Origin of the sequence: Streptomyces sp. Tu 3180 (assembly GCF_009852415.1) — a bacterium.
Taxonomy (GTDB): domain Bacteria; phylum Actinomycetota; class Actinomycetes; order Streptomycetales; family Streptomycetaceae; genus Streptomyces.
On record NZ_WOXS01000002.1, the window covers coordinates 7,931,092 to 7,953,695 of the forward strand.

A 22,604-nucleotide genomic window follows, 5' to 3' on the forward strand; every position below is an offset into this window, starting at 1 on the left:
CCTGACGTCGGGCCGAACCCGGCCGGACGGCCGGTTTCCCGCCGGGCGTGCGAGCATGGGCTGAGTGAGCATCCTTCGCAGAAACAACGTCCGTGTCACCGGACGCGCCTCCGGCCGCACGGTCGTCCTGGTGCACGGGTTCGGCTGCGACCAGAACATGTGGCGCCTGGTCGAGCCCGTCCTGGCCGAGAACTTCCGGGTGGTGCTCTTCGACTACGTGGGTGCCGGCCGCTCCGACCTCTCGGCCTGGCGGGAGGCGCGTTACTCCTCCCTCGACGGCTACGCCCGCGACGTGGTGGAGGTCTGCGAGGCGCTGGACCTGCGGGACGCCGTCCTGGTCGGCCACTCCGTGAGCGCGATGGTCGGCGTGCTGGCCCGGGCCGCTGCCCCGGAACGGATCGGCTCCCTGGTCATGGTGTGCCCCTCCCCGTGCTACATCGACGAGGACGGGTACCGCGGCGGCTTCAGCGCGCAGGACATCGACGAGCTGCTGGAGTCGCTGGAGTCGAACTACCTGGGCTGGTCGGCGGCCATGGCCCCCGTCATCATGGGCAACCCGGACCGGCCCGAGCTGGGTGAGGAGCTCACCAACAGCTTCTGCGCCACCGACCCGGAGATCGCCCGGGTGTTCGCGCGCACCACGTTCCTGTCCGACAGCCGCAAGGACCTCCGGGGGGTGACCGCGCCCACGCTGATCCTGGAGTGCGCGCAGGACGCCATCGCGCCCCCGGAGGTCGGCGCGTACGTCCACTCCGCGATCCCCGGCAGCCGGCTGGTCACCCTCGACGCCACCGGTCACTGCCCCCAGCTCAGCGCCCCCGAGGCCACCGCCTCGGCGATCTCCGCCTTCGTGTCAGATCTCACCCCATGAGCCGCGGTCCAGGCGATTCCGACTCCGGCAGGGGCATACCGGGCACGGACGCGGCCTTCAGCGCGCTGCTGGAGGACTCCGCCGAGGAGCTGTACGAGTCGGCGCCGTGCGGCTACCTGTCCACGCTGATGGACGGCACCATCGCCAAGATCAACGCCACTCTGCTGGGCTGGCTCGGCCTGTCCCGCGAGGAGGTGGTGGGCCGGATGCGCTTCAGCGACCTGCTCACGGTCGGCGGCAGGCTCTACCACGAGACGCACTTCGCCCCGCTGCTGCGCATGCAGGGGCACCTGAGTGGCATCGCCCTGGAGATGAGGACCGCGGCGGGCCCCCGGCTTCCGGTGCTGGTCACCTCCGTCGTCAAGACGAGCGACGGCGGCGAGCCCCTGCTGGTCAGGACCACCGTCTTCGACGCCACCGACCGGCGCGCCTACGAGAAGGAGCTGCTGCGTGCCCGCCGCGCGGCCGACGAGGCCCGCCGGCAGGCCGAGGCCGACCGCGAGCGGCTGCGGGAGGCGCTGGCCGTGCTCCAGCAGAGCCTGCTGCCGGCCGTCCTGCCCGACATCCCCGGCATGGAGACCGCCTGCCACTACCACACCGCCTCCGACGTCCAGCTGGGCGGCGACTTCTACGACCTGTTCCCGCTCGACGGTGACCGGTTCGCCTTCTTCCTCGGCGACGTGTGCGGCAAGGGACCGCAGGCCGCCGCGCTCACCTCCCTCGCCCGCTACACCCTGCGCGCCGCCGCGCTCCACGACCCCGATCCCGCCGCCAACCTGCGCATCCTCAACACCACCCTGCTGGACCGGTACACCGGTGACGACCCGCGGTACTGCACCGCCGTGGTCGGGGTGCTGGAGCGTGCCGGGGGCGCGACCCACGTCCACCTGGCCTCCGGCGGCCACCCTCCCGCGCTCGTCCTGCGCGGGGACGGGCGGGTGGACCACCTCTCCACCCGGGGCGGCATGCTGATCGGCGCGCTGCCCGCGGCGCAGTTCGTCTCCGTCCGCACCACCCTGCACCCGGGTGACACGCTGCTGCTCTACACCGACGGCCTCACCGAGGCCCGTGTCGGCGAGGACCGGGAACTGTACGGTGACGAGGCCCTGGAGTCCTTCGCCGCCGATCTCGCCCCCGCCCCTCCCGGCCGTGCGGTCGACGCCCTGACAGCGCTGCTGCGGGGCTTCGGCGACGGACTCGTCGACGACACCGCCCTGCTCGCACTCGGCCTCCCCGCCCACACCGACACCGGATCCGAAACACCCGCATGAAGCCCCTGACGATCACCACGTCGCACGTGCCCGCCGGCCTCGCCCTCGAGGTCACCGGCGACCTCGACTACACCAACGCGCAGCGGCTGCGCCACGCCGCGCAGGAGGCGGTGCTCCCGCCCGGCCGGTGCCTCGTGGTCGACCTGAGCGAACTGGGGTTCTGCGACTCGAGCGGCATCACGGCACTGATCGCCGTGCGTAACCAGGCCGTCGCGGCCGGGAGCGAGATGATCCTGGTGGCCGTGCCGGCCGGCACGAGGCGCCTGCTGCGCATGACCGGTCTGGACCAGGTGTTCGACATGCGCGACGGCCCGCGCTCCCTCACCGGCCCCTGACGGGCGCCCCGACGCGGGAAACCCCAGCCCACGGCACCGGCGCGGCCACCGGATCGCGATCCCCGGGCGTGCGAACGGCGCATCCGGGAACCCGGAATATGCCGATCCGCCAGCCGGGTGACCTCGAGCCCCGGCCGGCACGGCACACGACTACGGGCAAGGGGACGAGCGGTGACGGTGCGTATCGGAGCAGAGGAAGAATTTCACGTACTGGACGTGGAGAGCGGCCGGCTCGTGCCACGGGCCGGCGCGCTGCTCGGACGGCTCGGCAGAGCCGGCTTCACACACGAGCTGCAGCAGTCGGTGGTGGAGAGCAACAGCGGGGTCCACGACACCCTCGACGACCTCTACGCGGACCTGGCCGGGGCGAGGCGCCGGCTGGACGCGGCCGCCTCCTCCGTCGGACTGGCCGTCGTGGCCGCCGGCACCGTCCCGCTGGCCCGCGTCACCTCCCGGGACGTCACCGCGGACCCCCGCTACCGGCGCATGGTCGACGACTACCGCCGGGTCGCCGACGAACAGCTCATCTGCAGCGCGCAGATCCACGTCGACGTGCCCGACCGGGACACCGCCGTGCGCGCCATGTGCCTGGTCTCGCCCTGGCTGCCGCCGCTGCTCGCCCTGTCCGCCAGCTCACCGTTCTGGCTCGGCTCCGACACCGGCTACGCCAGCTGGCGCACCATGCTATGGCAGCGCTGGCCGACCGCGGGCCCCGTCGGCTGCTACGAGAGCGCCACCGAGTACGACGCCGCCGTGGAGGAGCTGATCAGCTCGGGCGTCATCAGCGACCCCGGGATGCTCTACCACGACGTCCGGCCCTCGGCCCACCAGCGCACCCTGGAACTGCGCATCTGCGACGCCTGCCCCCGCGCCGAGACCGTGGTGCTGGTCGCCGGGCTCTTCCGCGCGCTGGTGCGCGACGCCCTCGGCCGCCTGGAGCGCGGCGAGGGGTCCCGCTGCGACGGACACCACGAGTGGCTGCGCGCGGCCACCTGGCGCGCCGCGCGCTCGGGCCTCGAAGGACAGCTCGTCGACCCGGCGACCCGCCGCGCCGCCCCGGCCCCGGTGGTGCTGCACGGCCTGCTGAACCGGCTGCGTCCGGCCCTGGAGGCGTCCGGCGACTGGGACACCGTCCGCGGCCTGCTCGAGGAGGCCCTCGTCACGGGGAGCGCGGCGCACCGCCTGCGCCGGACGGCGCAGGAGGAGGACCTGCTCGCCAGCGTCGACCTGATGGTCGCCGAGACCCGCGGCGGCCGCCCCGCGCCCCGCAGCTCCGGCCGCCGCTCCCGGCGCCCCTCCGCCCGGCCGGCCGTCTCCCGCACCACCCACGCCTACGTCCGCACGCCCGCGGCGCCGGGTCCGACCGGCTGACCCGGCGCGCCGCCGGTTCGCGGCCGCCCTTCCCACCCTCACGCGCGTCCCTGCGCACAGCCGACCGAGGAGAGTGTCACACCGTCATGTCCAGTACGCACACGTCCACCCGCCAGGCCCCGGATCCGTCCCCGGAGGGCGACGGTCCGCGCCCGTCCACCGGGCGGGTGCCCGCACCGGGACGCGGACACCGGCCCCAGGGCTGTGTGCTGCCGCCCTGCCGGGGCGCGGCCTCCGGGGGAAGGAGGGCCCTCTGATGTGCGGGCTCAGTGGTGAGGTACGTTTCGACGGCGGACGCCCGGACATCGCGGCGGTGGAGCGCATGACCGACCGGCTCGCGCCGCGCGGCCCCGACGGCCGCGGCCTGTGGTCGCAGGGCCCCGTGGCCCTCGGGCACCGCAGGCTGAAGATCATCGACCTGTCGGACAGCGGCGCCCAGCCCATGGCCGACCCGGGCGCCCGGATCGCCGGCGTGTTCAACGGCTGCGTCTACAACTACCGCGAGCTGCGCGACGAACTGCACGCGCTCGGCCACCGCTTCTTCTCGGAGTCCGACACCGAGGTGGTGCTCAAGGCCTACCAGCAGTGGGGCACCGACTGCGTCGACCACTTCTACGGCATGTTCGCCTTCGTGATCGTCGAACAGGACACCGGACGCGTCGTCCTGGCCCGCGACCGGCTCGGCATCAAGCCGCTCTACCTGTCCCGGTCGGCCGGGCGCCTGAGGTTCGCCTCCTCCCTGCCCGCACTGCTCGCGGCCGGCGACGTCGACACCTCGCTCGACCCGGTCGCCCTGCACCAGTACCTCAGCTGGCACGCCACCGTCGCCGCGCCCCACACGGTCCTCAACGGCGTGCGCAAGCTGCCCCCGGCCACCGTGCGGGTCGTCGAGCCCGACGGCAGCCACCACGACCGCTGCTACTGGCAGCCCTCCTACACCCGCCGCCCCGAACACGCCGGTCTCGGCGCCGACGACTGGACGGACGCGGTCCTGGACGCCCTGCGCACCGCCGTGCGCCGCCGGATGGTCGCCGACGTGCCCGTCGGCGTGCTGCTCTCCGGCGGCCTGGACTCCAGCCTCATCGTGGCCCTGCTGGCCGACGAGGGCCAGCACGACCTCGCGACCTTCAGCGTCGGCTTCGAGTCCGAGGGGGACGAGGAGGGCGACGAGTTCACCTACTCCGACCTCGTGGCCCGCCACTTCGACACCCGGCACCACCAGCTCATGGTCCCCTCCGACCGGGTCGCCGGCGCCCTGGACGGGGCGGTCCTGGCCATGAGCGAGCCCATGATGAGCCACGACGTGGTGGCCTTCCACCTGCTCTCCGAGCAGGTGGCCAAGGAGGTCAAGGTCGTCCAGAGCGGCCAGGGCGCCGACGAGGTGTTCGCCGGCTACCACTGGTACCCGGCGATGGCGGGGGTGCCGCGCGCGCACGCCGCCGAGGCGTACATCGACACCTACTTCGACCGCTCGCACGCCGACCTCGCCCGGGTGCTCCGCCCCGACCTGCTGCCCGGCCGCGACGCCTCCGCCGAGTTCGTGCGCGCCCACATGGCGGCCGACGGCGCCGAGACGGCACTCGACGCCGACCTGCGCCTGGACACGCACGTGATGATGGTCGACGACCCGGTCAAGCGCGTCGACAACATGACGATGGACTGGGGCCTGGAGGCCAGGGTGCCGTTCCTCGACCACGAACTGGTCGAGCTGGCCGCCGCCTGCCCGCCGGAGCTGAAACTCGCCGACGGCGGCAAGGGCGTCCTGAAGGCCGCCGGCCGCAAGGTCCTCCCGCGCCAGGTCGTCGACCGGCCCAAGGGCTACTTCCCGGTCCCGGCGATCAAGCACATGGCCGGCCCCGTGCTCCAACGGGTCCGCGAGGCCCTCAACGCCCCCGAGGCCAGGGCCCGCGGTGTCTTCCGGGAGGAGTACGTCACCGAACTGCTCACCGCACCCGACGCGCACCGCACCAGGCGGGGAGCGAACGCGCTGTGGCAGATTGCGTTGCTGGAGATATGGCTGCAGACGCACGGAATCCGCTGACGGGTGCGGGGCGGACCACGGCGGCCGCGGCCTCCGCGGCACCCACCGCCCCCGCCGCATCCGTCACCCTGAACGGCAGCACCCCGCGCGTCCCGCGGCCGGGGGCCGACGCCGGTGCCTCGGCCGTGCACCACGCGCCGGAGGCCCTGCTCCTCGCGGACACCCCGGCGCCGTACGGCGCGCCGCTCGAGCCCGCCCACGGCTGCTGGTACCCCTCGGCGGACCCGGGCGGCCGGCACGTCGCCTTCGTCTGCGACCGGGCCGGGGTGCCGCAGCTGTGGGCCGGGCCGGTGGACAGCGAGGAGGTGCACCTGCTCGACGCCGACCCGCATCCGGTCATCGAGGTGTCCTGGTCCCCGGACGGCCGCTGGATCGCCTACACCACGGCCCCGGGCGGCGGCGAGCTCACCCGCGTCCTGTGCGTGCGCCCGGACGGCACCGGACGGCATCTGCTGGCCGGCGGCGAGCCGGGCACCTCCGCGCTCCTGGGCTGCTGGCAGCACGACGGCTCGGCGGTCGCGGTGACGGTCACCGACCCCGTCCCGCCGCGCTCCGCGCACGCCGGCCCGACGGCACCGGAGCCGCTCAGCGCACCCGGCAGCGCCCACCGCGACGGCCGCGCCGTCCTGCTGGACGCCCCGGCGCCCGGGCACACGGCGGGGCGGGGCCCCGCGGACGAGGTCGCCTCCGTCCAGGAACCGGAACCGAGGACCCTCTCCGCGTACCTCGTCGACCCCGAGGGGATCGACGCGCCCGTGCTGCTCGCGAGCGAGCGCGGCGCGTCCACCCTGCGCGTGTGCGACCTCAGCCGGGACGGCCGGTTCGCCCTCCTCTACCGGGGACCGCGAGGACGCCGCGAGGCCCTCGTCGTCCGCACCCGCGACCGGTCGGTGACCTGCGCGCTGCCGGTCGCCGACGGCGACCCCTGGATCGGCGGCTTCTCCCCGGACGCGGGCACGCTGTGGCTGCGCAGCGACGGCGGCCGGGAGTACGCCGCCCTCGTCGCCGCCCGCCTGGACCCGCGGGGGCAGCTGCTCGGCACCACGGTGGTGGCTCAGCGACCGGACTGCGAACTCGAGCTGCTCGCCCTCGGGCGTGACGCGCGGCGCGCGGTGCTGGCGTGGAACGTGCGCGGGGTGAGCGAGCTGGAGATGGTCGGTCTGACCGCGGCCGGGACACCCGGCCGCGGACCGGACACCGCCGCCTCCCCCGGCGCCGCGCCGGCCGACGGCGCACCGGTCGACGCCGCGCTGCCCGGGACCGCGCTGCCCGGGACCGCGCTGTCCGGGACCGCCCCCGCCTCGGCCGGCGCCGGACGGACCGTCGCGCTGCCCCACGAGGTGGTCACGCGCGTCGAGCCCACCGCCGACCCCGACGCCCCCGTCGTGGCGCTGGCGGGGTCCCGGCGGCTTCCCGGCGTGTGGTGGCTGCCCCACGGGCTGCCGCTGCGCACGCCGTGGTCCTCGCGGGACATGGGCGACGGGGACACCGCCCCGTCGGGCCGCACACCCGTCCGGCCGATGCCCATGAGTCCCGTGGCCCGGGACGGGCTCACCCTCGGCGGCTGGTACTACCGCGCGCCGGGCCGCTCACCGGGGGAGCCGGCGCCGTGCGTCCTGCACCTGCACGGCGGGCCGGAGGAACAGGAACGCCCGGTCCTCGAACCGCTCTACCTCGAGCTGCTCGCCCGGGGGCTGGACGTCTTCGCGCCCGACGTGCGGGGCTCCGGCGGGCACGGCCGCTCCTTCGTCGACGCGGACCTGGGCGAGGGGCGCTTCGACGCGATCAACGACGTCGCGGACTGCGCGGCGCACGCGGTCGTGCAGGGCCTGGCCGATCCCCGGCGGCTGGCCGTGATGGGCCGCTCGTACGGCGGCTACCTGGTGATGGCGTCCCTGGTGTGGCATCCGGAGCTGTTCCGCACCGGTGTCGCGGTCTGCGGCATGTCGGACTTCGCCACCTTCTTCGCCGGGACCGAACCCTGGATCGCCCAGTCCGCCGCCCACAAGTACGGGCATCCGGACCGCGATCACGACCTGCTGCGCGCACTGTCCCCGATGAGCCGCATCGAGGCGCTGCGCGTCCCGTTCCTGGCCGTCCACGGCGAGCACGACACCAACGTGCCCCCGGGCGAGTCCGAGCAGTTCGTCCGGGCCGCCAGGGAGCGCGGACTGGAGGCGGAACTCCTCCTCCTGCGCCACGAGGGCCACGAATTCCGCCGCGCCGACAACCGCCGCCTGTTCCGCCGGACCGCGGCCGACTGGATGGAGCGCCACCTGACGGACCGGGGCCGTGAGGGGGCCTGACGGGCGGGTGGCCGGTCGCCGGGGCGGGGAACCGGGTGCGCACGGGTCACGGAGCCGGACCGGTCGCCGGAGGTGCCGGGGCCGTCCGGGCGGTGTCACAGGCACCTGTCACACTTCAGGGGCGTGTGGGGGAGCGGCGCGGGTAGGCGCGCGGGTGTGATCGGTGAGTGAGGGCGGACCGGATGGAACCAGTTCCTGTCGACGAGGAGGCCGCGGCGCCGGACGTACCGCGGTTGCGGGCTTCCTACGCCCTGGACGGTGACGGCGCGTGGATAGCGCAGGCCCGCCGCCTCGCCGCGGATTTCCTGGCACGGGCGCGTGCGGAGGACGGCCTGCCGGTCTCGACCCGCGCGGTGGAGATCACCCAGCTCGTGGTCAGCGAGCTGGTCACCAACGCCCGCAAGTACGCACCCGGTCCCGTCCGGCTGGACCTGCGCGTCCTCGGCGACGCCCTGGAGGTGAGCGTCCGGGACGGCAATCCCGCGCTGCCGGTGGCCCGGGCCGCGGACCCGGGCCGGATCGGCCAGCACGGACTGGAGATCGTGACGGCCGTCGCCCGGAGTCTGGACGTCCGGCAGGAACCCGCCGGCAAGTGCGTCACGGCCCGCATCTCCCTCCTCGACGCCCCGGCGGCCGGTTAGCGCCCGCGAGGCGCGCCGCTGCCGCGTCCGCCTGCCGGCCGAACCCGCCCCGGGACGGCCGGCCCCGTGCCGACGGAACCGGCGCCGGCGCCCCCCGCCCCTCGCTCGTCATCCTGCCGATGGGGCTGCCGGCCTGCCCGCAGGACGTGCGGTCCGGTGGTGGACGTGCTGGAACAATCATGTCCGCGACGGGGTTGTCGTTGCTGAACATGGTCAGCGGTGGTCGATGACGGTCGACAGCGCGTCCGGCGCGAGCCGGGTGAACCAGCCGGATACGTGGGAGAAGGGCGAGACGAGATGACGAGGACCGAGGAGAGGGCGCTGCTCGCGGGCGGCTGCTTCTGGGGCATGCAGGAGCTGATCCGCACGTTCCCGGGCGTGCTGACCACGCGGGTGGGGTACAGCGGCGGCGACGTGCCCAACGCCACCTACCGCGACCACGGCACCCACGCCGAGTCGATCGAGATCACGTACGACCCCGCGGTCACCGACTATCGCACGATCCTGGAGTACTTCTTCCAGATCCACGACCCGACCACGAAGAACCGTCAGGGCAACGACATCGGCCTGAGCTACCGCTCCGCCATCTTCTACCTCGACGACGAGCAGAAGCGCATCGCCGAGGAGACGATCGCCGATGTGAACGCGTCGGGGCTGTGGCCGGGAGAAGTGGTGACCGAGGTCGCGCCGGCCGGCCCGTTCTGGGAGGCCGAGCCGGAGCACCAGGACTACCTGCAGCGCTACCCGGACGGCTACACCTGCCACTTCGTGCGCCCCGGCTGGCGTCTGCCGAAGCGGGCGGAGGCCTGACCCACGGCGCCCCGCGGGCACGTCACGGCGGCCCGGTCCCGGCCCCCACGGCCGGGACCGGGCCGCCGTGACGTCAGCCGAACTGGCCCGGCTGGTAGTCGCCGGCCGGCTGCTGGTTGATGACGTTGATGCGGTTGTAGGTGTTGATGATGGCGATCAGGGACATCAGGGCGACGAGCTGGTCCTCGTCGTAGTGCTTCGCGGCGTTCGCCCAGGCCTCGTCGCTGACCCCGCCGGCCGCGTCCGCGATCCGGGTGCCCTGCTCGGTCAGCTCCAGCGCGGCGCGCTCCGCCTCGGTGAAGACCGTGGCCTCCCGCCAGACGGCCACCAGGTTGAGGCGCAGCGAGGTCTCCCCGGCGGCGGCGGCGTCCTTGGTGTGCATGTCGGTGCAGAAGCCGCAGCCGTTGATCTGGCTGGCGCGGATCTTCACCAGTTCCTGGGTGGCGGCCGGCAGTCCGGATTCCGACACCGCCCTGCCCGCCGAGTTGAGGTGCTTCATCACCTTGGCGGCGAGGGGGTTGGCGAAGACGTCGACACGCGCGGTCATGGGGATCTCCTTGGTCCGTCGGGTGGTTGCACCTCACTGACGAACCGGGTCCACGCGATGTGACAGGAACGCGGGTGTGACGTACGTCTCTCCGCCCGACGGCGCCGTGCAGCGCGTCGTTCGCGGGGCACGGGACGAGCGATAACCTGGCCGCGTGGACGGGGAGCGGAGCGTCGGTGAGTGAGCGTCGGGAACGCGACTGGACGGACATGACGCCCGGGGACTTCGACCGCGACGCTCCGCTGTGCCTCAACGTGGGGACCGGTCCCGTCCCGGTGCCGGCCGAGCCGGACGAGTACGGCACGGCGCCGCTGTTCGGGGAGGAGACCCCGGCGCGGCGCCCCGGAACACCCCGCGCCCCGCGCCGGACCGCCCCCGCCGAGCAGGGGCGGCTGTTCTGAGCCCGGAGCGGGGCGTCCCGCTCAGGGGAACCGGGCGACCTTGGAGGGGATGGTGTCCGTCCCCGAGGTGGGCGGTCCCGTGTCGTTGACGACGTGGCGGTACTGCCCCTTGCCGCCGAGGGAGATCACCATCATGTGCCGCATCCTGATGCCGGGCTTCACCGGCACCTGGAAGCCGTGGTGCTGCACGATGGTGTCGTCGGACGTGTAGTTGCAGTAGCTGCCGAGCGCCCAGGCCTCGTGCTCGTTCACCGAGTCGGCGACCTTGTAGGCCGCGTACCCGACGATGCCGTCGTGGGTGATGGCGGCCTCGTTCGGGGCGTCGTAGGCCTTCTCGTTCTGGAAGAAGATCGTGCGGCCGCGCTCTCCGCTCCAGAACACGTCGTACTTGTTGAAGTGCTCGACGAACAGGCCCGTGGTGAGGACGTCGTCGCCGTTGACGCGCAGTCCGTAGTCGGCGCGGTTGGTCTCCCAGCCGACGCCCTCGCCGTGGTCGGCGCGCCAGATCCAGGTGTGGTCGATGATCACGTCGTCGCTGTTGACGACGACGGAGTCGGTGGCGCGGCCGGGACCCGCGCCGCCGATGCGGACGAACACGTCCTGCACGGTGGTCGGGTTGGCGGAGTGGTCGGCGGAGGAGCCCTCCGGGCCGATGCGCAGCAGCGTGTCCGAGTTCTGCGGTCCCGCGTCGATCAGGAAGCCGGCCAGCCGGACACCGTCGACGTCCGCCACGTGCAGGGCGTCGATGCCGCCGTCCGGGACGATCGTCGCCAGGCCGAGGCCGAGCACCACGGTGCCGGCCCGGTCGACCCGGATGGTCTGGTCGATGTGGTACACGCCGGGCGTGAACAGCAGGTTGAGGCCCTGGTCGAGCGCGGCGTTGATGGTCGCGGCCGTGGCACCGGGCTTGACCACGTAGAACCGGTCGAGCGGCAGCGAGGTGCCGCCCGCGTTGGCCGGCCAGGACACACCGCGGGAGTTGGTGCGCCTGGCGGGCACGAACACCCTGTAGTCGTCGCCGTCCAGGTGGAGGAACGGCTTCTCGCGGGAGATCGGGGTGGTGTCGAACGTGGTGTACGGGCCGGTCTCGAAGTTGGTCGCCGGAGCGCCCTGGACACCCGTGAACGTCATGTTCCACACGCCGTTGGTCCAGCCGCCGACGGAGCTGTCGCGCGTGTACCACTGCTGCTGGGAGTAGGGGCCGACGGTGCCGTCGATCTTCGAGTCGGCGATGTAGCCGCCGGAGGCCCAGCCGTAGCCGTTGGGGGCGAGGTTGAGACCGCCCTTGACGTGGATCCGGCGGAACGGAGCGGCCTGGGCGACCGCCCACCGGTTGGTGCCGTTGGCGGGGCTGATGGCGAGGTTCTCCGCCGAACGCCAGAAGTTCTGCGTGGCGTTGCCGTTGAACCAGCCGGCGTCCACGGTGATGTCGCCGTTGAGCTGGACGTCGTCGGGGTTGAGACCCAGCCCCGACACCGAGGTGTAGAAGCCGAGTTGGGCGTTGATGTTGTTGTACGTGCCCGGCTTCAGCAGGAACTGGTACCGCCCGCTGCCGAACTGGCTCTTCTCCTGCTGGGCGAAGACCTGGTCGAACTTCTGCTGCAGGCCCGGCGTGGAGGGGTCCACGACGATGACGTTCGGCCCCAGGTCGCCGCCGCCCTCGATCGGGCCGGTGCCGCCCGAGGAGGTGTGCACGGCGACCTCCCACAGGGAGTAGCCGTACCCGGTGGCGCGGGCCGTGCCGAAGACGCGTACGTACCGGCCCGAACCGCTCACCTCGTAGGAGGCCCGGCCGCCGGTGGCGCCGGTGACGGACGTGAGCGTGTCCCAGTTCTGCCCGTCGGCGGAGGCCTCGATCCGGAAGTCCCTGGCGTGAGCGGCCTCCCAGTTCAGGTCCACCTTGCACAGGTCGCGCACCGCGCCCAGGTCGACCCGCACCCACTGCGGGTCCGAGGCCTGGCTCGACCAGCGGGTGCCGGTGTCACCGTCGAATGCGGCGGAGGCGGGGGTGCCCGCGTTCTCCGTGGAGGAGGCGGTGGCGGGCCTGCCCTGGGCGGAGTTGGCCGTGCCGCAGGAGGCGGGCGGGGTGCCGCCGGTGCCGAAGACCTGGAACTCCCACAGGGAGTAGCCCCATGCGGTGGCCCGGTCCAGGCCCTGCATCCGGACGTAGCGGGCCTGCCCCGACACGTCCACCGTGTCGACGCCGCCGTCGCCGCCGGTCACGGTCCTGGCGTCGGTCCAGCTGCCGCCGTCCTGCGACAGCTGGATCCTGTAGTCCCTGGCGTGGGCGGCCTCCCAGTCGAGGACGACTCGGGTGACGGACGCCGTGGCGCCCAGGTCGACCTGCAACCACTGGTCGTCGCCGGCGGCCGACGACCACCGGGTGCCCCTGTCGCCGTCCACGGCGCCGCTCGCGGGCGTTCCGGCGTTCTCGGTCGACGAGGCGGTGGCCGTCCTGCCCTGGGACAGGAGGGTCTCGGCCGCCGCGGCCGGGGTCTGGGCCGCGGGCAGGGTGACGAGTGCCGCCGTGGCGACGAGCGCCGCACCGAGAGCTCTGCGTCTCAAGCGGTTCGAGTGCTTCATGTGTCTCATGCGTCAGCCTTCTGCTGGTGCGATGTGGGGGTGGGGCGAGCCCGCATGCGCGCGGGCCGAGCGGTCCGCGCGGTGGACGGTGCGAGGGCGCGGCTCTCCGCGTGCGAGGGCGTGCCGAAGGGCGGGAACGACCGCACGGCCGCTTAGTTCAGGCTTTGATTTAAGTGGTGAGACATCACACGGGCAAGCCCCTGGACGCGAATTGGTGAACGGGCGCCCGCGGGAGGAGGCGGCGCCGCGCCGAATCCGCATGCCTTGACTCCCGGCCCGGGGGGTACGCGGGCGGGGCGGTCGGATCCGGTGGGGGAGGGCGGAGAGGGAAGTGCGGGACGCGAGCGCTTCGGGCGGGGGGCGCCCCATCGGGGATGCTCGCCGCGGGGGTGGTCCCGCCGTGGGACGTCGGCGGCACCGGATGCCCCGTCGAGGCCCTTCGTCCCATTCGACCGTCCGCAGTCGGCAACTGAACGCACGGCCACCTGTTCGTGGCCGGTCTGAAGCGGAGGAGTGTCACCTCTATGAGCGAGGCCAATCCCGTCAAGCGGGCGGCGAAGAAGATCGCCGAAAGCCTGCAGGACGCCGTATCAGCCCCGGCCGACGGGATTCCCGGACGGCCGGGCCCCGTGCCGCCGGCCGTGGCCGAGCCGACCGAGCCCCGCGAACCGCTGCCGCCGAAGCCGGACCAGAGCGGCCCGGACACCGTCTCGCCCACCGGTCAGCCGACGGGAGCCGACCAGGCCAGGGCGGCGCAGTCCGGGAGCCGTCTGACGAACGCGCAGGGGACGCGGCTGTACGACACCGACCACTCGCTCAAGGCGGGCCCGCGTGGTCCCGTGCTGCTCCAGGACCACCACCTGCGCGAGAAGATCATGCACTTCGACCACGAGCGCATCCCGGAGCGCGTGGTCCACGCCCGAGGCGCGGGCGCGCACGGGGTCTTCCGGAGCTACGGCACGGCGGCCTCCGTGACCAAGGCCGGGTTCCTCGCCCCGGACGTCGAGACGCCGGTGTTCGTGCGGTTCTCCACGGTGGTCGGCTCGCGGGGGTCCGCGGACACCGTGCGCGACACCCGTGGTTTCGCGACGAAGTTCTACACCGGCGAGGGCGTCTTCGACCTGGTCGGCAACAACATCCCGGTCTTCTTCATCCAGGACGCCATCAAGTTCCCGGACGTCGTCCACGCCGCGAAGCCGCACCCGGACCGGGAGATCCCGCAGGCGCAGAGCGCGCACGACACCTTCTGGGACTTCGTCTCGCTGCACACCGAGGCGACCCACCACACCATCTTCTTCATGGGTGACCGCGGCATCCCGCGCTCCTACCGGATGATGGAGGGCTTCGGCGTCCACACCTTCCGGCTGGTGAACGCCGAGGGCGCCACGACGCTGGTGAAGTTCCACTGGAAGCCGAAGCTGGGGGTGCACTCCCTGGTGTGGGACGAGGCGCAGCTGATCAACGGCGTCGACCCGGACTTCCACCGCCGGGACCTCGCCGACGCCATCGAGGCGGGCGCCTACCCGCAGTGGGAGCTGGGCATCCAGACCTTCCCCGACACCCCGGAGCAGACCTTCGAGGGCATCGACCTGCTGGACCCGACGAACATCGTTCCCGAGGAGCTCGCCCCGGTGCAGCCGGTCGGGCTGATGACCCTCAACCGCAACCCGTCCAACTTCTTCGCCGAGACGGAGCAGGTCGCCTTCCACGTCGGTCACCTCGTGCCCGGTATCGACGTCACCGACGACCCGCTGCTCGCGGGACGGTTGTTCTCGTACCTGGACACGCAGATCACGCGCCTGGGCGGCCCCAACTTCCCGCAGCTGCCGATCAACCGGCCGCACGCGCCGGTCAACGACATGCTGCGCGACGGCATGCACCAGACGGCCGTGCACCGGGGCGTGGCGCCCTACCGGCCCAACTCCCTCGACGGCGGCTGCCCGTTCACCGCGGGCGCGGACACCTCGGCGTACATGGAGACGCCGGTGCGGGTGCCGGAGGCGAGGAAGGTGCGGGAGGCCCCGGAGTCGTTCGCCGACCACTTCAGCCAGCCCAGGCGGTTCTGGCTGAGCATGAGCCCGGTGGAGCGCGAGCACATCATCGGTGCCTACACCTTCGAGCTGGGCAAGTGCTACGAACAGGCCATCAAGGAACGGACCCTCCAGGTCCTGGCCAACATCGACCCCGAGCTGTGCGCGGGCGTCGCGGAGGGCCTCGGCCTGCCCGCCCCGCAGCCGACGGTGCCCCTGGCCGACGTCGAACCGAGCCCGGCCCTCTCGCAGATCGGGAGGACCTGGCCCGTGGACGGCCGGATCATCGGCATCGTGGCCGGCCCGGACGGAGACCTCGACGGCGTGCACGCGGTGCGCGAGGCGGTGCTCGAGGCCGGCATGGTCCCCCTGGTCGTCGCGCCGACCGGCGGCACGCTCGGCACGGGCGCGGGCGCGCTGACGGCACAGCGCAGCTACGTCACCGCGCGCTCCGTCGAGTTCGACGCCGTGCTGCTGGCCGGCGTGCCGGCCGTGGGCGACGACGCGTACGGCGCGCGCGACGCCAAGGGAGCGCCGTCGACCGCCCTGCGGACGACGACCGACCCGCGGATGGCGACCGACCCGCGGATCGGCCTGCTGCTGTCCGAGGCGTTCCGGCACGGCAAGGCGATCGGCGCGTGGGCGGGCGGCGAGGCGGCCCTCGAGGCGGCCGCCGTCCCCACCGACGCACCCGGCGTCGTCGTCGCCGACTCCGGCCCCGCCGTCCTCGAGCGGGTCCGTGAGCTGCTGGGCTCGCACCGGGTCTGGGAGCGCTTCACCACCCGGGCCTGACGCCCGGCCGCGGCCGTCCGCACGGACGTGATCCACGGACATGGTCCACGGACACGATCACGGCGGCGGCCGCTGCGGGAGCCCACGTCACCGGCGCCCGCACTCCCGCGCGAGGGGGCGGACGGGCGCCGGTGAACCTCCTCACGGCCTGTCCGGCCGCAGGTCGCCGCCTCACCGCCGTACAGTGGGGAGACGGCCGCGCCCACCGGTTCCGCTGAACCCGGCCGACGGGCGTTCCGCACCGCCTCCCCGCCCGAGAAGCCGACGAGCACATGCGCCACCACCCCGCCCCGTCCCACGACTCCCAGGAACCGCTCTTCGGCCTCGACGAGGTGCCGGGGGGACCCGCCGCACCGGCCGAGCCGGCCCCGCCCGGCGGCGCCTTCCGCGACTCCGCGCAGGCGCGCCGGCTCCTCGCGATCCGCGAGATCCACGCCGAACCGGCCGCCGCCGCCTCACCCCGCGGCCGGCAGATCCTCGCCCGCTTCCCCGAGGCCCGGCTGATCGAGGTGGACTCCCACTGGCGCATCCCCGAGCTGCACGGCAACGAGGGCAGCGCCGACGACTGGATGCGGATCAAACGCCGGACCCTGGTGCTGGGCGTGAAGAAGACGCTCACCCTGCGCCCCAACGGCCGCTCCGCCGACTGGATCGCCCCCGGCACGTCCAACGGCTGCGCGCTGTCCTGCGTGTACTGCTACGTGCCCCGCCGCAAGGGCTTCGCCAACCCGATCACGGTCTTCACCAACATCGACCGGATCATCGCCCGCCTCGGACGCCACGTCGCCGCCCAGGGCCGCAAGCCCGAGCCCAACCAGTGCGATCCGCGGGCGTGGGTGTACGACATCGGGGAGAACGGCGACTGCGCGGTCGACGCCCTCGTGTGCGACAACACCGCCGACCTGGTCCGCGCCTTCCGCGACTGGCCCACCGCGAAGGCGTCCTTCGCGACCAAGTTCGTCAACCCCGACCTGCTGGAGCTGGACCCGCGCGGGCGTACCCGCATCCGGTTCTCGGTGATGCCGGCCGACGACTCACGCCTGCTGGACCTGCGCACCAGCCCGGTCGACCGGCGGATCGCCGCCGCCGCGGACTTCCTCGACGCCGGCTACGAGGTGCACTTCAACCTCTCGCCGGTCGTCGTCCGGCCCGGCTGGCAGGACGCCTGGGCGGAGCTGCTGCGGCACATGGACGACGTGCTGCCGGCGCGCGTCAAGCGGCAGGCGGGGGCCGAGGTGATCACGCTCACGCACAACGCCGACCTGCACGAGGTCAACCTGCGCTGGCACCCGCGCGGCGAGGAGGTGCTGTGGCAGCCCGCGGTGCAGCAGACCAAGCGGTCCCAGAACGGCAGCCTCAACCTCCGCTACCGCGACGACGTCAAGCGCCGGGCGCTCGCGGACCTGCGTGAGCTGGTCGCGCGCCACACCCCGTGGCTGGCCGTCCGGTACGCCTTCTGACGACGGTGCCCCCGCCGGGGCGTGGAGCGTCACCGGGGCCGCCCGGCGGGATCCGCGGTCACCGCGGCCGTCGTGTCCGGCCCCGTCGCGCGCCGCCGGCCCGGTCGGACGGGCCGGCGGCGCCGGGCTCGGCGGTCGGTGTGCTCAGCCGAAGGCCCTGACGGCCTGGTAGTACGTCCACGCGGTGCTGTCGCAGGCGGACTTCGTCGCGCCGCTGTAGCGGGCGCAGACGCGCTTGAGGTCCTCGTGGAAGGCGCTGTCCAGCCGCGCCTTGTTGGCGTCGAAGGTGCCCATGGCCTTGTAGTTGCGGTAGCCGAAGTCGTGGCGGGCGCACGACATGGAGAAGGGGAAGCCGAACGGGTTGTCGGGGGAGGACGAGCAGTAGTCGGTGGTCCAGTTGAACCCGTACGCCGCCCAGGCGGACTGGTTGGCCCGTGCCGCGCTCCAGAGGCTGTAGCTCGACGAGCTGGTCTGCGTCCAGCTCGCCAGGACCTGGGCCTTGTCGGCGGGAACGGCTTCGGCGGCTGTGGTGGCGCCGACGACGCCGGCCAGGGCCAGGGCCGAAGAGGCGAGTGCGGTGGCGATTCTTCGGTGCATCCCACACCTCCAAGAGACTGCGGCCCGACCACCGGGCCGCAGGTTCATGACAATGATCATGCCCATGGTGCCCGTCCCTTCACACCACGGGCCGCCCAATGATCCGTTAACTCTTGGCTCGCGTCCTGCCGGCCGGCGAACCCGGCGCCCCCCGCGCCCGGCCGTCCTCCACGGCGTCGACCGGGCTGGGTCCGAAGCCGGTGCACGGCTCGCGGCGCGCCGTGCGACGGCGTACTCGGCGCTCGGGGCCGTCGGGTCCCGCCGGTCCTTCCCGGGTCCGGGCGGGCGGCCCGGCCGCACCACCGGGCGGGCGGTGCGGCCGGGCCGACGGGTCAGTCCGTCACGTCCGTGACCGTCCAGCGCTGGTTGGCACCGGAGTTGGGCTGCCAGGTGGTGACCGCGGCGCCCTCGTGCGTGGCCTGTCCGCCGACTTCCAGGAGGCGTCCGGTGGCCGCGTTGACCAGGGTCCAGGTGCCGTCGCCCGTGGTGGACATGATCCATTCGGCGGCCGGGTCCCGTTCGCCGGTGTGCGGTTCGGCCACCGGGACGTCGTTGCGCACGGCCAGCCGCCTGCCGTCCACCGGGCCGGTGAACTCGTAGCGCTGACGGACGCCGTCGTCGGGACGCACCGCGCTCAGCCGCCACCGCTGGGAGGCGGAGCCGTCACCCGTGCCGATGACCAGAGCGGTTCCGTCGTCCGCGACGGTGACCGCCTTGCCGCTCTGCACGCCGGTCAGGGTGTACGTGCGGCCCTTGCGCAGCAGCGGCGCGTCCTGCGCGACGCCGGAGACGCCCTCGACGACGAACGACGTCACCGACTGGGCGGGCACGGTGAACGTGGCCTCGCGGCCGGCGACCCCGACGGCCGCGTGCCGCTCCAGCTTGCCGTCGGCGCTGGTCACGACCGGTGTGACGGTCGCGTTCCGGCTGACGTGGCGGAACGCGGACAGGTCGAGGGTGACGGCGCGCGCCGAGGTGGTGCTGTTGACGTGGACGACGGAGGCGCCCCTGCCGTTCTTCGTCACCGCGGCCGCGCTGGAGGTGTCGTTCACCTTGATCAGCCGGTCACCGGGCTTGATGAAGTGGGTGAAGTTGCGCGCGGTGTCGAACTTGGTGTTCGTGCGGATCGGGCAGGTCTCCAGGGTGTCCCGCGCGGTACAGCTGAACGGGAGCTGGATCTCGCCCCAGTTGCCGCCCGCTGCGGACTCGCCGCCCGGCTTCATGTTGTCGTGGTCCTCGACGGGCTGCCAGAACACCCAGGCGCGCGGCTCCAGTTCGCGCAGGTCGTCGACGATGCGCTGGGCGAGGCCGAGACCGGGACGCATGTCCGTGAAGCTCTGCCCGTCGCCCCAGTCGCCCTCGACCTCGCTCATCCACAGCCGTTTGTCCTCGGCCTTGGAGAGGTCGCGCACGGTGGTGCGCCGGTCGGTGCCGTAGGTGTGGACGTTCATCTGCTCCACGAGGGCGCGGGCCCCGGGGGAGTAGGCGTTCCAGTTCCGCGCGAAGGTGGACGGGTTGGTCTCGTCCATCGCGGAGATCTCCGCCCCGGTCCGCGCCTTCCTCAGCGCGGGGGCGAGGGCGCGCAGCACCTTCTCCTGGAGCTCGGGGCCCATGTGGGCGCCTTCCTGGCGTCCGCCGACGGGTTCGCCGCCCGGGCCCAGGCGGGTGCTCCAGTAGGTGGTGTTCGGCTCGTTGAACGGGTCGACGGTGTCGACCTCGATGCCGTGGGCCTGCTCCAGCCGCTTGGTGGCGCCCGCCAGGTAGGCGGCGAAGTCGTCGACCGACCCGGTCTCGAGCTGGTCGGCGCCGGCGTCGAAACCGCCGGAGACGTAGCCGCTGACCGTCATGAACCAGGGCGGGGAGTTGCTGAAGGTCTCCCAGTGGGTGATGTCCTTCTTGATGCGGTCCACCCACCAGCGCTGGGTGGCGTCGGCGTCCTCGTTCCAGTCGGCGGGGTCCTCGGCGTCCCACCAGTCGGTGTCCTCGCGGGTGGTGCCCGCGGGCGCCTTCCACCAGCCCTCGACGGCGCCGCCGGCGCGCAGGTAGTCCTTGACGTCCGGCGCGTTGCCGCCGCCGATGTTGTACCGGGCGATGTTCAGGGCGAGTCCGTCGTCGCCGAAGAGGAGCCGGGCGAGCTTCTCGCGTATCTCCGGCGGGTAGTCGCCGGTGGCGTTGGCGAACCAGACGAGGCTGGTGCCCCAGCCCTCGAACCTCTCCTGCCGGTAGGAGGGGTCGGGGCGTACGGTGACGGAGGGGGTGTCCGCGGCCTGTGCGGCGGACGTGGGGCCGGGGACCAGGGCGGCCCCGGTGGCCAGGACGGCGGTGAGGCCGGCGGCGGTGAGCAGCCGTCTGTCGCGGGTGCGGCGTGCCATCGGTGTGCTCCCAACGGTGAGGTGTGGTCGCGCTCTGGTGGACCCTCCCGCCGCACGCGCTGCCGGGCGGGAGGGGACGGCCCCCGGAACGGATGCGTGCCGTTCCGGGGAGTGGCGGGGTCTTTCAGGCGGCCGGCTGCCGCAGCACGGCGACGGCACGGGGCCCCAGGATGAGGGCGCCGTCGGCACCGGTGGTCCCGAGCAGTACGTCCCCGGCCGGACCGCGCACCGGAACGGTCCCGTCGGTCCGGTTCACCAGGAACAGGAACCGGCCGCCGGCGCCCCGGCGCACGACCGGTTCGACCAGCCCGCGGATCTCGACGGGCAGTTCGCTCTCCACACCGGCCGGCTCCAGCAGCCGGGGCAGCAGGCCGGTGAGCCCTTCGACCCCGAGCCGGGTGGAGACGTACGAGGCCGATCCGGAGCCCGCCGGCCGGCGGGTGACCGCGGGCCGGCCGGCCTGGAGGCCGGTGCGGTAGCGGGACAGGACCTCGGTCCCGTCGGCCGTCACGGTGATCCGGTCGGTCCACAGGGTGCCGGTCGAGGCGTCGTCGAGCTCCACGCCGACCCCGGGGAGCAGCGGGCCGAACTCCTCGATGCGGATGCCGAGCAGGTCGCGCAGGGCGCCCGGGTAGCCGCCGAGCCAGACGTGGTCGTGCTCGTCGACGACACCGGAGAAGTACGTGGTGATCAGGTGGCCGCCCTGTTCGGCGTAGCGGGTGAGCGTCTTGGCCAGGTCGGCGGGGACCACGTGCAGCACGGGGGCGACGAGCACCCGGTGGCGGTGCAGGTCGGCCCGGGTGGTGACGAGGTCGGCGCGGATGCCGAGGGCGAGGAGCGCCGAGTACCAGTCGAGCGCCTCCTGCCGGTAGTCGAGCAGGGAGGTGGGGTGGGAGTCCTGCTCGCTCGCCCACCACGACTCCCAGTCGTAGAGGATGCCGACCGGGGCGGGCTCCCGTTCGGTCCCGGCGACCGGGGCGAGCGCCTTCAGGGTGGCGCCCAGCTCGGTCACCGCGCGGAACAGGTCGCTGTCCGCGCCGGCGTGCGGCACCATCGCGGAGTGGTACTTCTCGGCGCCGGCCGCCGACTGCCGCCACTGGAAGTAGCAGACCGCGTCGGCGCCGTGCGCGACGTGCAGCAGGGAGTCGCGGGCCAGGTCACCGGGGCGCTTGGGCACGTTGACGGGCTGCCAGTTGACCGCGCTGGTGGAGTGCTCCATCAGGAACCAGGGCCGTCCGCCGGAGATGCCGCTGGTGAGGTTGGCGGAGAAGGACAGCTCGTCGCGGTCCTGCGGGCCGGGGCGGACGTAGTGGTCGTTGGAGACGAAGTCGATCTCGTCGGCCCAGTCGGGGTAGTTCATGCCCTTGGTGCCGCCCATCACCATGAAGTTGGTGGTGACCGGGACGTCCGGCGTGATCTCCCGCAGGATCTCCCGTTCGGCGCGCAGGTGGTCCTTGAGCGCGTCCGACGAGAACCGCTTGAAGTCCAGCTGCTGGGTGGGGTTGGGGTGGGAGGCGGCCAGCCGGGGCGGCAGGATCTGGTCCCAGTCGGTGTACCGCTGGGACCAGAAGGCCGTGCCCCAGGCGCTGTTGAGCGCGTCCAGCCCGGTGTAGCGGGCGCGCAGCCAGTCCCGGAAGGCGCGGGCCGCGTCGTCGGAGTAGTCGTAGACGTTGTGGCAGCCCAGTTCGTTGTTGACGTGCCAGGCCACCAGGGCCGGGTGGCCGGCGTAACGGGTCGCCAGCTCCCGGACCAGGCGCAGCGCGTACCGGCGGAAGACGGGCGAGGTGGGGCGCCAGTGCTGGCGTGCCCCCGGCCACAGCGTCTCGCCGGTGGCGGTGACCGGCAGGATCTCCGGATGGGCGGTGGTGAGCCAGGGCGGCGGGGAGGCGGTGGCGGTGGCCAGGTCGACGCCGACGCCGCCCTCGTGCAGCAGGTCCAGGACCTCGTCGAGCCAGGTGAAGTCCCAGGTGTCCTCGGCCGGCTGGAGGCGGGCCCAGGAGAAGATCCCCACGGACACGAGGTTCACGCCGGCCTCGCGCATCAGCCGGACGTCCTCCTCCCACACGGCGCGGGGCCACTGCTCGGGGTTGTAGTCGGCGCCGTACACGAGGCGGGGGGCGGGGTCACCGTCCGCCCCGCCGGCGCGGGACAGGAGGGTGGAGATCATGGCGGTCCT

General features: G+C 73.3%; 16 protein-coding genes. 11 read left to right on the plus strand and 5 right to left on the minus strand.

What is annotated here, in order from left to right:
- Positions 1–64: 64 nt before the first annotated feature.
- From GL259_RS35715 to msrA, 8 genes are all read left to right on the plus strand, one after another.
- Positions 65–871 carry an alpha/beta hydrolase gene (locus tag GL259_RS35715; RefSeq protein ID WP_159537721.1) on the plus strand — a complete coding sequence of 269 codons (807 nt, stop codon included), beginning with the start codon at positions 65–67 and terminating at the stop codon, positions 869–871.
- Positions 868–2,142, plus strand: a complete 1,275-nt coding sequence (locus GL259_RS35720) for a SpoIIE family protein phosphatase (protein WP_159537723.1) — start codon at positions 868–870, stop codon at positions 2,140–2,142. The genes GL259_RS35715 and GL259_RS35720 overlap by 4 nt, the downstream gene beginning before the upstream one ends.
- Positions 2,139–2,477 carry an STAS domain-containing protein gene (locus tag GL259_RS35725; protein ID WP_159537725.1) on the plus strand — a complete coding sequence of 113 codons (339 nt, stop codon included), beginning with the start codon at positions 2,139–2,141 and terminating at the stop codon, positions 2,475–2,477. The genes GL259_RS35720 and GL259_RS35725 overlap by 4 nt, the downstream gene beginning before the upstream one ends.
- A gap of 171 nt (positions 2,478–2,648) precedes the next feature.
- Complete coding sequence (locus tag GL259_RS35730) at positions 2,649–3,848, plus strand: glutamate--cysteine ligase (RefSeq protein ID WP_159537727.1); 1,200 nt, start codon at positions 2,649–2,651, stop codon at positions 3,846–3,848.
- Between the two features lie 256 nt (positions 3,849–4,104).
- Positions 4,105–5,889, plus strand: coding sequence for an N-acetylglutaminylglutamine amidotransferase (locus GL259_RS35735; RefSeq protein WP_159537729.1), 1,785 nt, complete (start codon positions 4,105–4,107; stop codon positions 5,887–5,889).
- The gene (locus tag GL259_RS35740) at positions 5,862–8,195 is read left to right on the plus strand and encodes an alpha/beta fold hydrolase (protein ID WP_159537731.1); all 2,334 of its coding nucleotides are present in this window, start codon (positions 5,862–5,864) and stop codon (positions 8,193–8,195) included. The genes GL259_RS35735 and GL259_RS35740 overlap by 28 nt, the downstream gene beginning before the upstream one ends.
- Before the next feature lie 182 nt (positions 8,196–8,377).
- A complete protein-coding gene (locus GL259_RS35745) occupies positions 8,378–8,836 on the plus strand; it encodes an ATP-binding protein (protein WP_159537734.1) in 459 nt (152 codons plus the stop codon).
- Positions 8,837–9,133: 297 nt separating this feature from the next.
- A complete protein-coding gene (gene msrA / locus GL259_RS35750; RefSeq protein ID WP_159537736.1) occupies positions 9,134–9,646 on the plus strand; it encodes a peptide-methionine (S)-S-oxide reductase MsrA in 513 nt (170 codons plus the stop codon).
- 73 nt (positions 9,647–9,719) lie between these two features.
- Here the strand turns inward: msrA and GL259_RS35755 are convergent, their stop codons facing one another.
- Positions 9,720–10,193 carry a carboxymuconolactone decarboxylase family protein gene (locus GL259_RS35755; protein WP_159537738.1) on the minus strand — a complete coding sequence of 158 codons (474 nt, stop codon included), beginning with the start codon at positions 10,191–10,193 and terminating at the stop codon, positions 9,720–9,722.
- A gap of 176 nt (positions 10,194–10,369) precedes the next feature.
- Between GL259_RS35755 and GL259_RS35760 the strand changes: the two genes are divergently transcribed.
- Positions 10,370–10,594, plus strand: coding sequence for a hypothetical protein (locus GL259_RS35760; RefSeq protein WP_159537740.1), 225 nt, complete (start codon positions 10,370–10,372; stop codon positions 10,592–10,594).
- A gap of 21 nt (positions 10,595–10,615) precedes the next feature.
- Here the strand turns inward: GL259_RS35760 and GL259_RS35765 are convergent, their stop codons facing one another.
- The gene (locus GL259_RS35765) at positions 10,616–13,159 is read right to left on the minus strand and encodes a discoidin domain-containing protein (protein WP_159537741.1); all 2,544 of its coding nucleotides are present in this window, start codon (positions 13,157–13,159) and stop codon (positions 10,616–10,618) included.
- A 542-nt stretch (positions 13,160–13,701) separates the two neighbouring features.
- Here GL259_RS35765 and GL259_RS35770 point away from each other — a divergent pair.
- Both GL259_RS35770 and GL259_RS35775 read left to right on the plus strand, forming a co-directional pair.
- A complete protein-coding gene (locus GL259_RS35770) occupies positions 13,702–15,999 on the plus strand; it encodes a catalase (protein WP_159537743.1) in 2,298 nt (765 codons plus the stop codon).
- 272 nt (positions 16,000–16,271) lie between these two features.
- A complete protein-coding gene (locus GL259_RS35775; RefSeq protein WP_159537745.1) occupies positions 16,272–17,459 on the plus strand; it encodes a spore photoproduct lyase family protein in 1,188 nt (395 codons plus the stop codon).
- A gap of 144 nt (positions 17,460–17,603) precedes the next feature.
- Here GL259_RS35775 and GL259_RS35780 read toward each other — a convergent pair whose 3' ends face one another.
- The 3 genes from GL259_RS35780 to GL259_RS35790 form a co-directional block, all read right to left on the minus strand.
- Entirely contained in the window at positions 17,604–18,056 is a 453-nt protein-coding gene (locus tag GL259_RS35780) for a phospholipase (protein ID WP_159537747.1), read from the minus strand.
- Between the two features lie 332 nt (positions 18,057–18,388).
- Positions 18,389–20,428 carry an RICIN domain-containing protein gene (locus GL259_RS35785; protein ID WP_159537749.1) on the minus strand — a complete coding sequence of 680 codons (2,040 nt, stop codon included), beginning with the start codon at positions 20,426–20,428 and terminating at the stop codon, positions 18,389–18,391.
- Positions 20,429–20,552: 124 nt separating this feature from the next.
- Positions 20,553–22,595 carry a beta-galactosidase gene (locus GL259_RS35790; RefSeq protein ID WP_159537751.1) on the minus strand — a complete coding sequence of 681 codons (2,043 nt, stop codon included), beginning with the start codon at positions 22,593–22,595 and terminating at the stop codon, positions 20,553–20,555.
- Positions 22,596–22,604 lie beyond the last annotated feature (9 nt).

Coding starts and splice junctions, on each gene's coding strand:
- GL259_RS35720 (WP_159537723.1), top strand. CDS start 868: ATGAGCCGCGGTCCAGGCGATTCCGACTCCGGCAGGGGCATACCGGGC.
- GL259_RS35725 (WP_159537725.1), top strand. CDS start 2,139: ATGAAGCCCCTGACGATCACCACGTCGCACGTGCCCGCCGGCCTCGCC.
- GL259_RS35735 (WP_159537729.1), top strand. CDS start 4,105: ATGTGCGGGCTCAGTGGTGAGGTACGTTTCGACGGCGGACGCCCGGAC.
- GL259_RS35740 (WP_159537731.1), top strand. CDS start 5,862: ATGGCTGCAGACGCACGGAATCCGCTGACGGGTGCGGGGCGGACCACG.
- GL259_RS35745 (WP_159537734.1), top strand. CDS start 8,378: ATGGAACCAGTTCCTGTCGACGAGGAGGCCGCGGCGCCGGACGTACCG.
- msrA (WP_159537736.1), top strand. CDS start 9,134: ATGACGAGGACCGAGGAGAGGGCGCTGCTCGCGGGCGGCTGCTTCTGG.
- GL259_RS35755 (WP_159537738.1), bottom strand. CDS start 10,193: ATGACCGCGCGTGTCGACGTCTTCGCCAACCCCCTCGCCGCCAAGGTG.
- GL259_RS35770 (WP_159537743.1), top strand. CDS start 13,702: ATGAGCGAGGCCAATCCCGTCAAGCGGGCGGCGAAGAAGATCGCCGAA.
- GL259_RS35775 (WP_159537745.1), top strand. CDS start 16,272: ATGCGCCACCACCCCGCCCCGTCCCACGACTCCCAGGAACCGCTCTTC.
- GL259_RS35780 (WP_159537747.1), bottom strand. CDS start 18,056: ATGCACCGAAGAATCGCCACCGCACTCGCCTCTTCGGCCCTGGCCCTG.
- GL259_RS35785 (WP_159537749.1), bottom strand. CDS start 20,428: ATGGCACGCCGCACCCGCGACAGACGGCTGCTCACCGCCGCCGGCCTC.
- GL259_RS35790 (WP_159537751.1), bottom strand. CDS start 22,595: ATGATCTCCACCCTCCTGTCCCGCGCCGGCGGGGCGGACGGTGACCCC.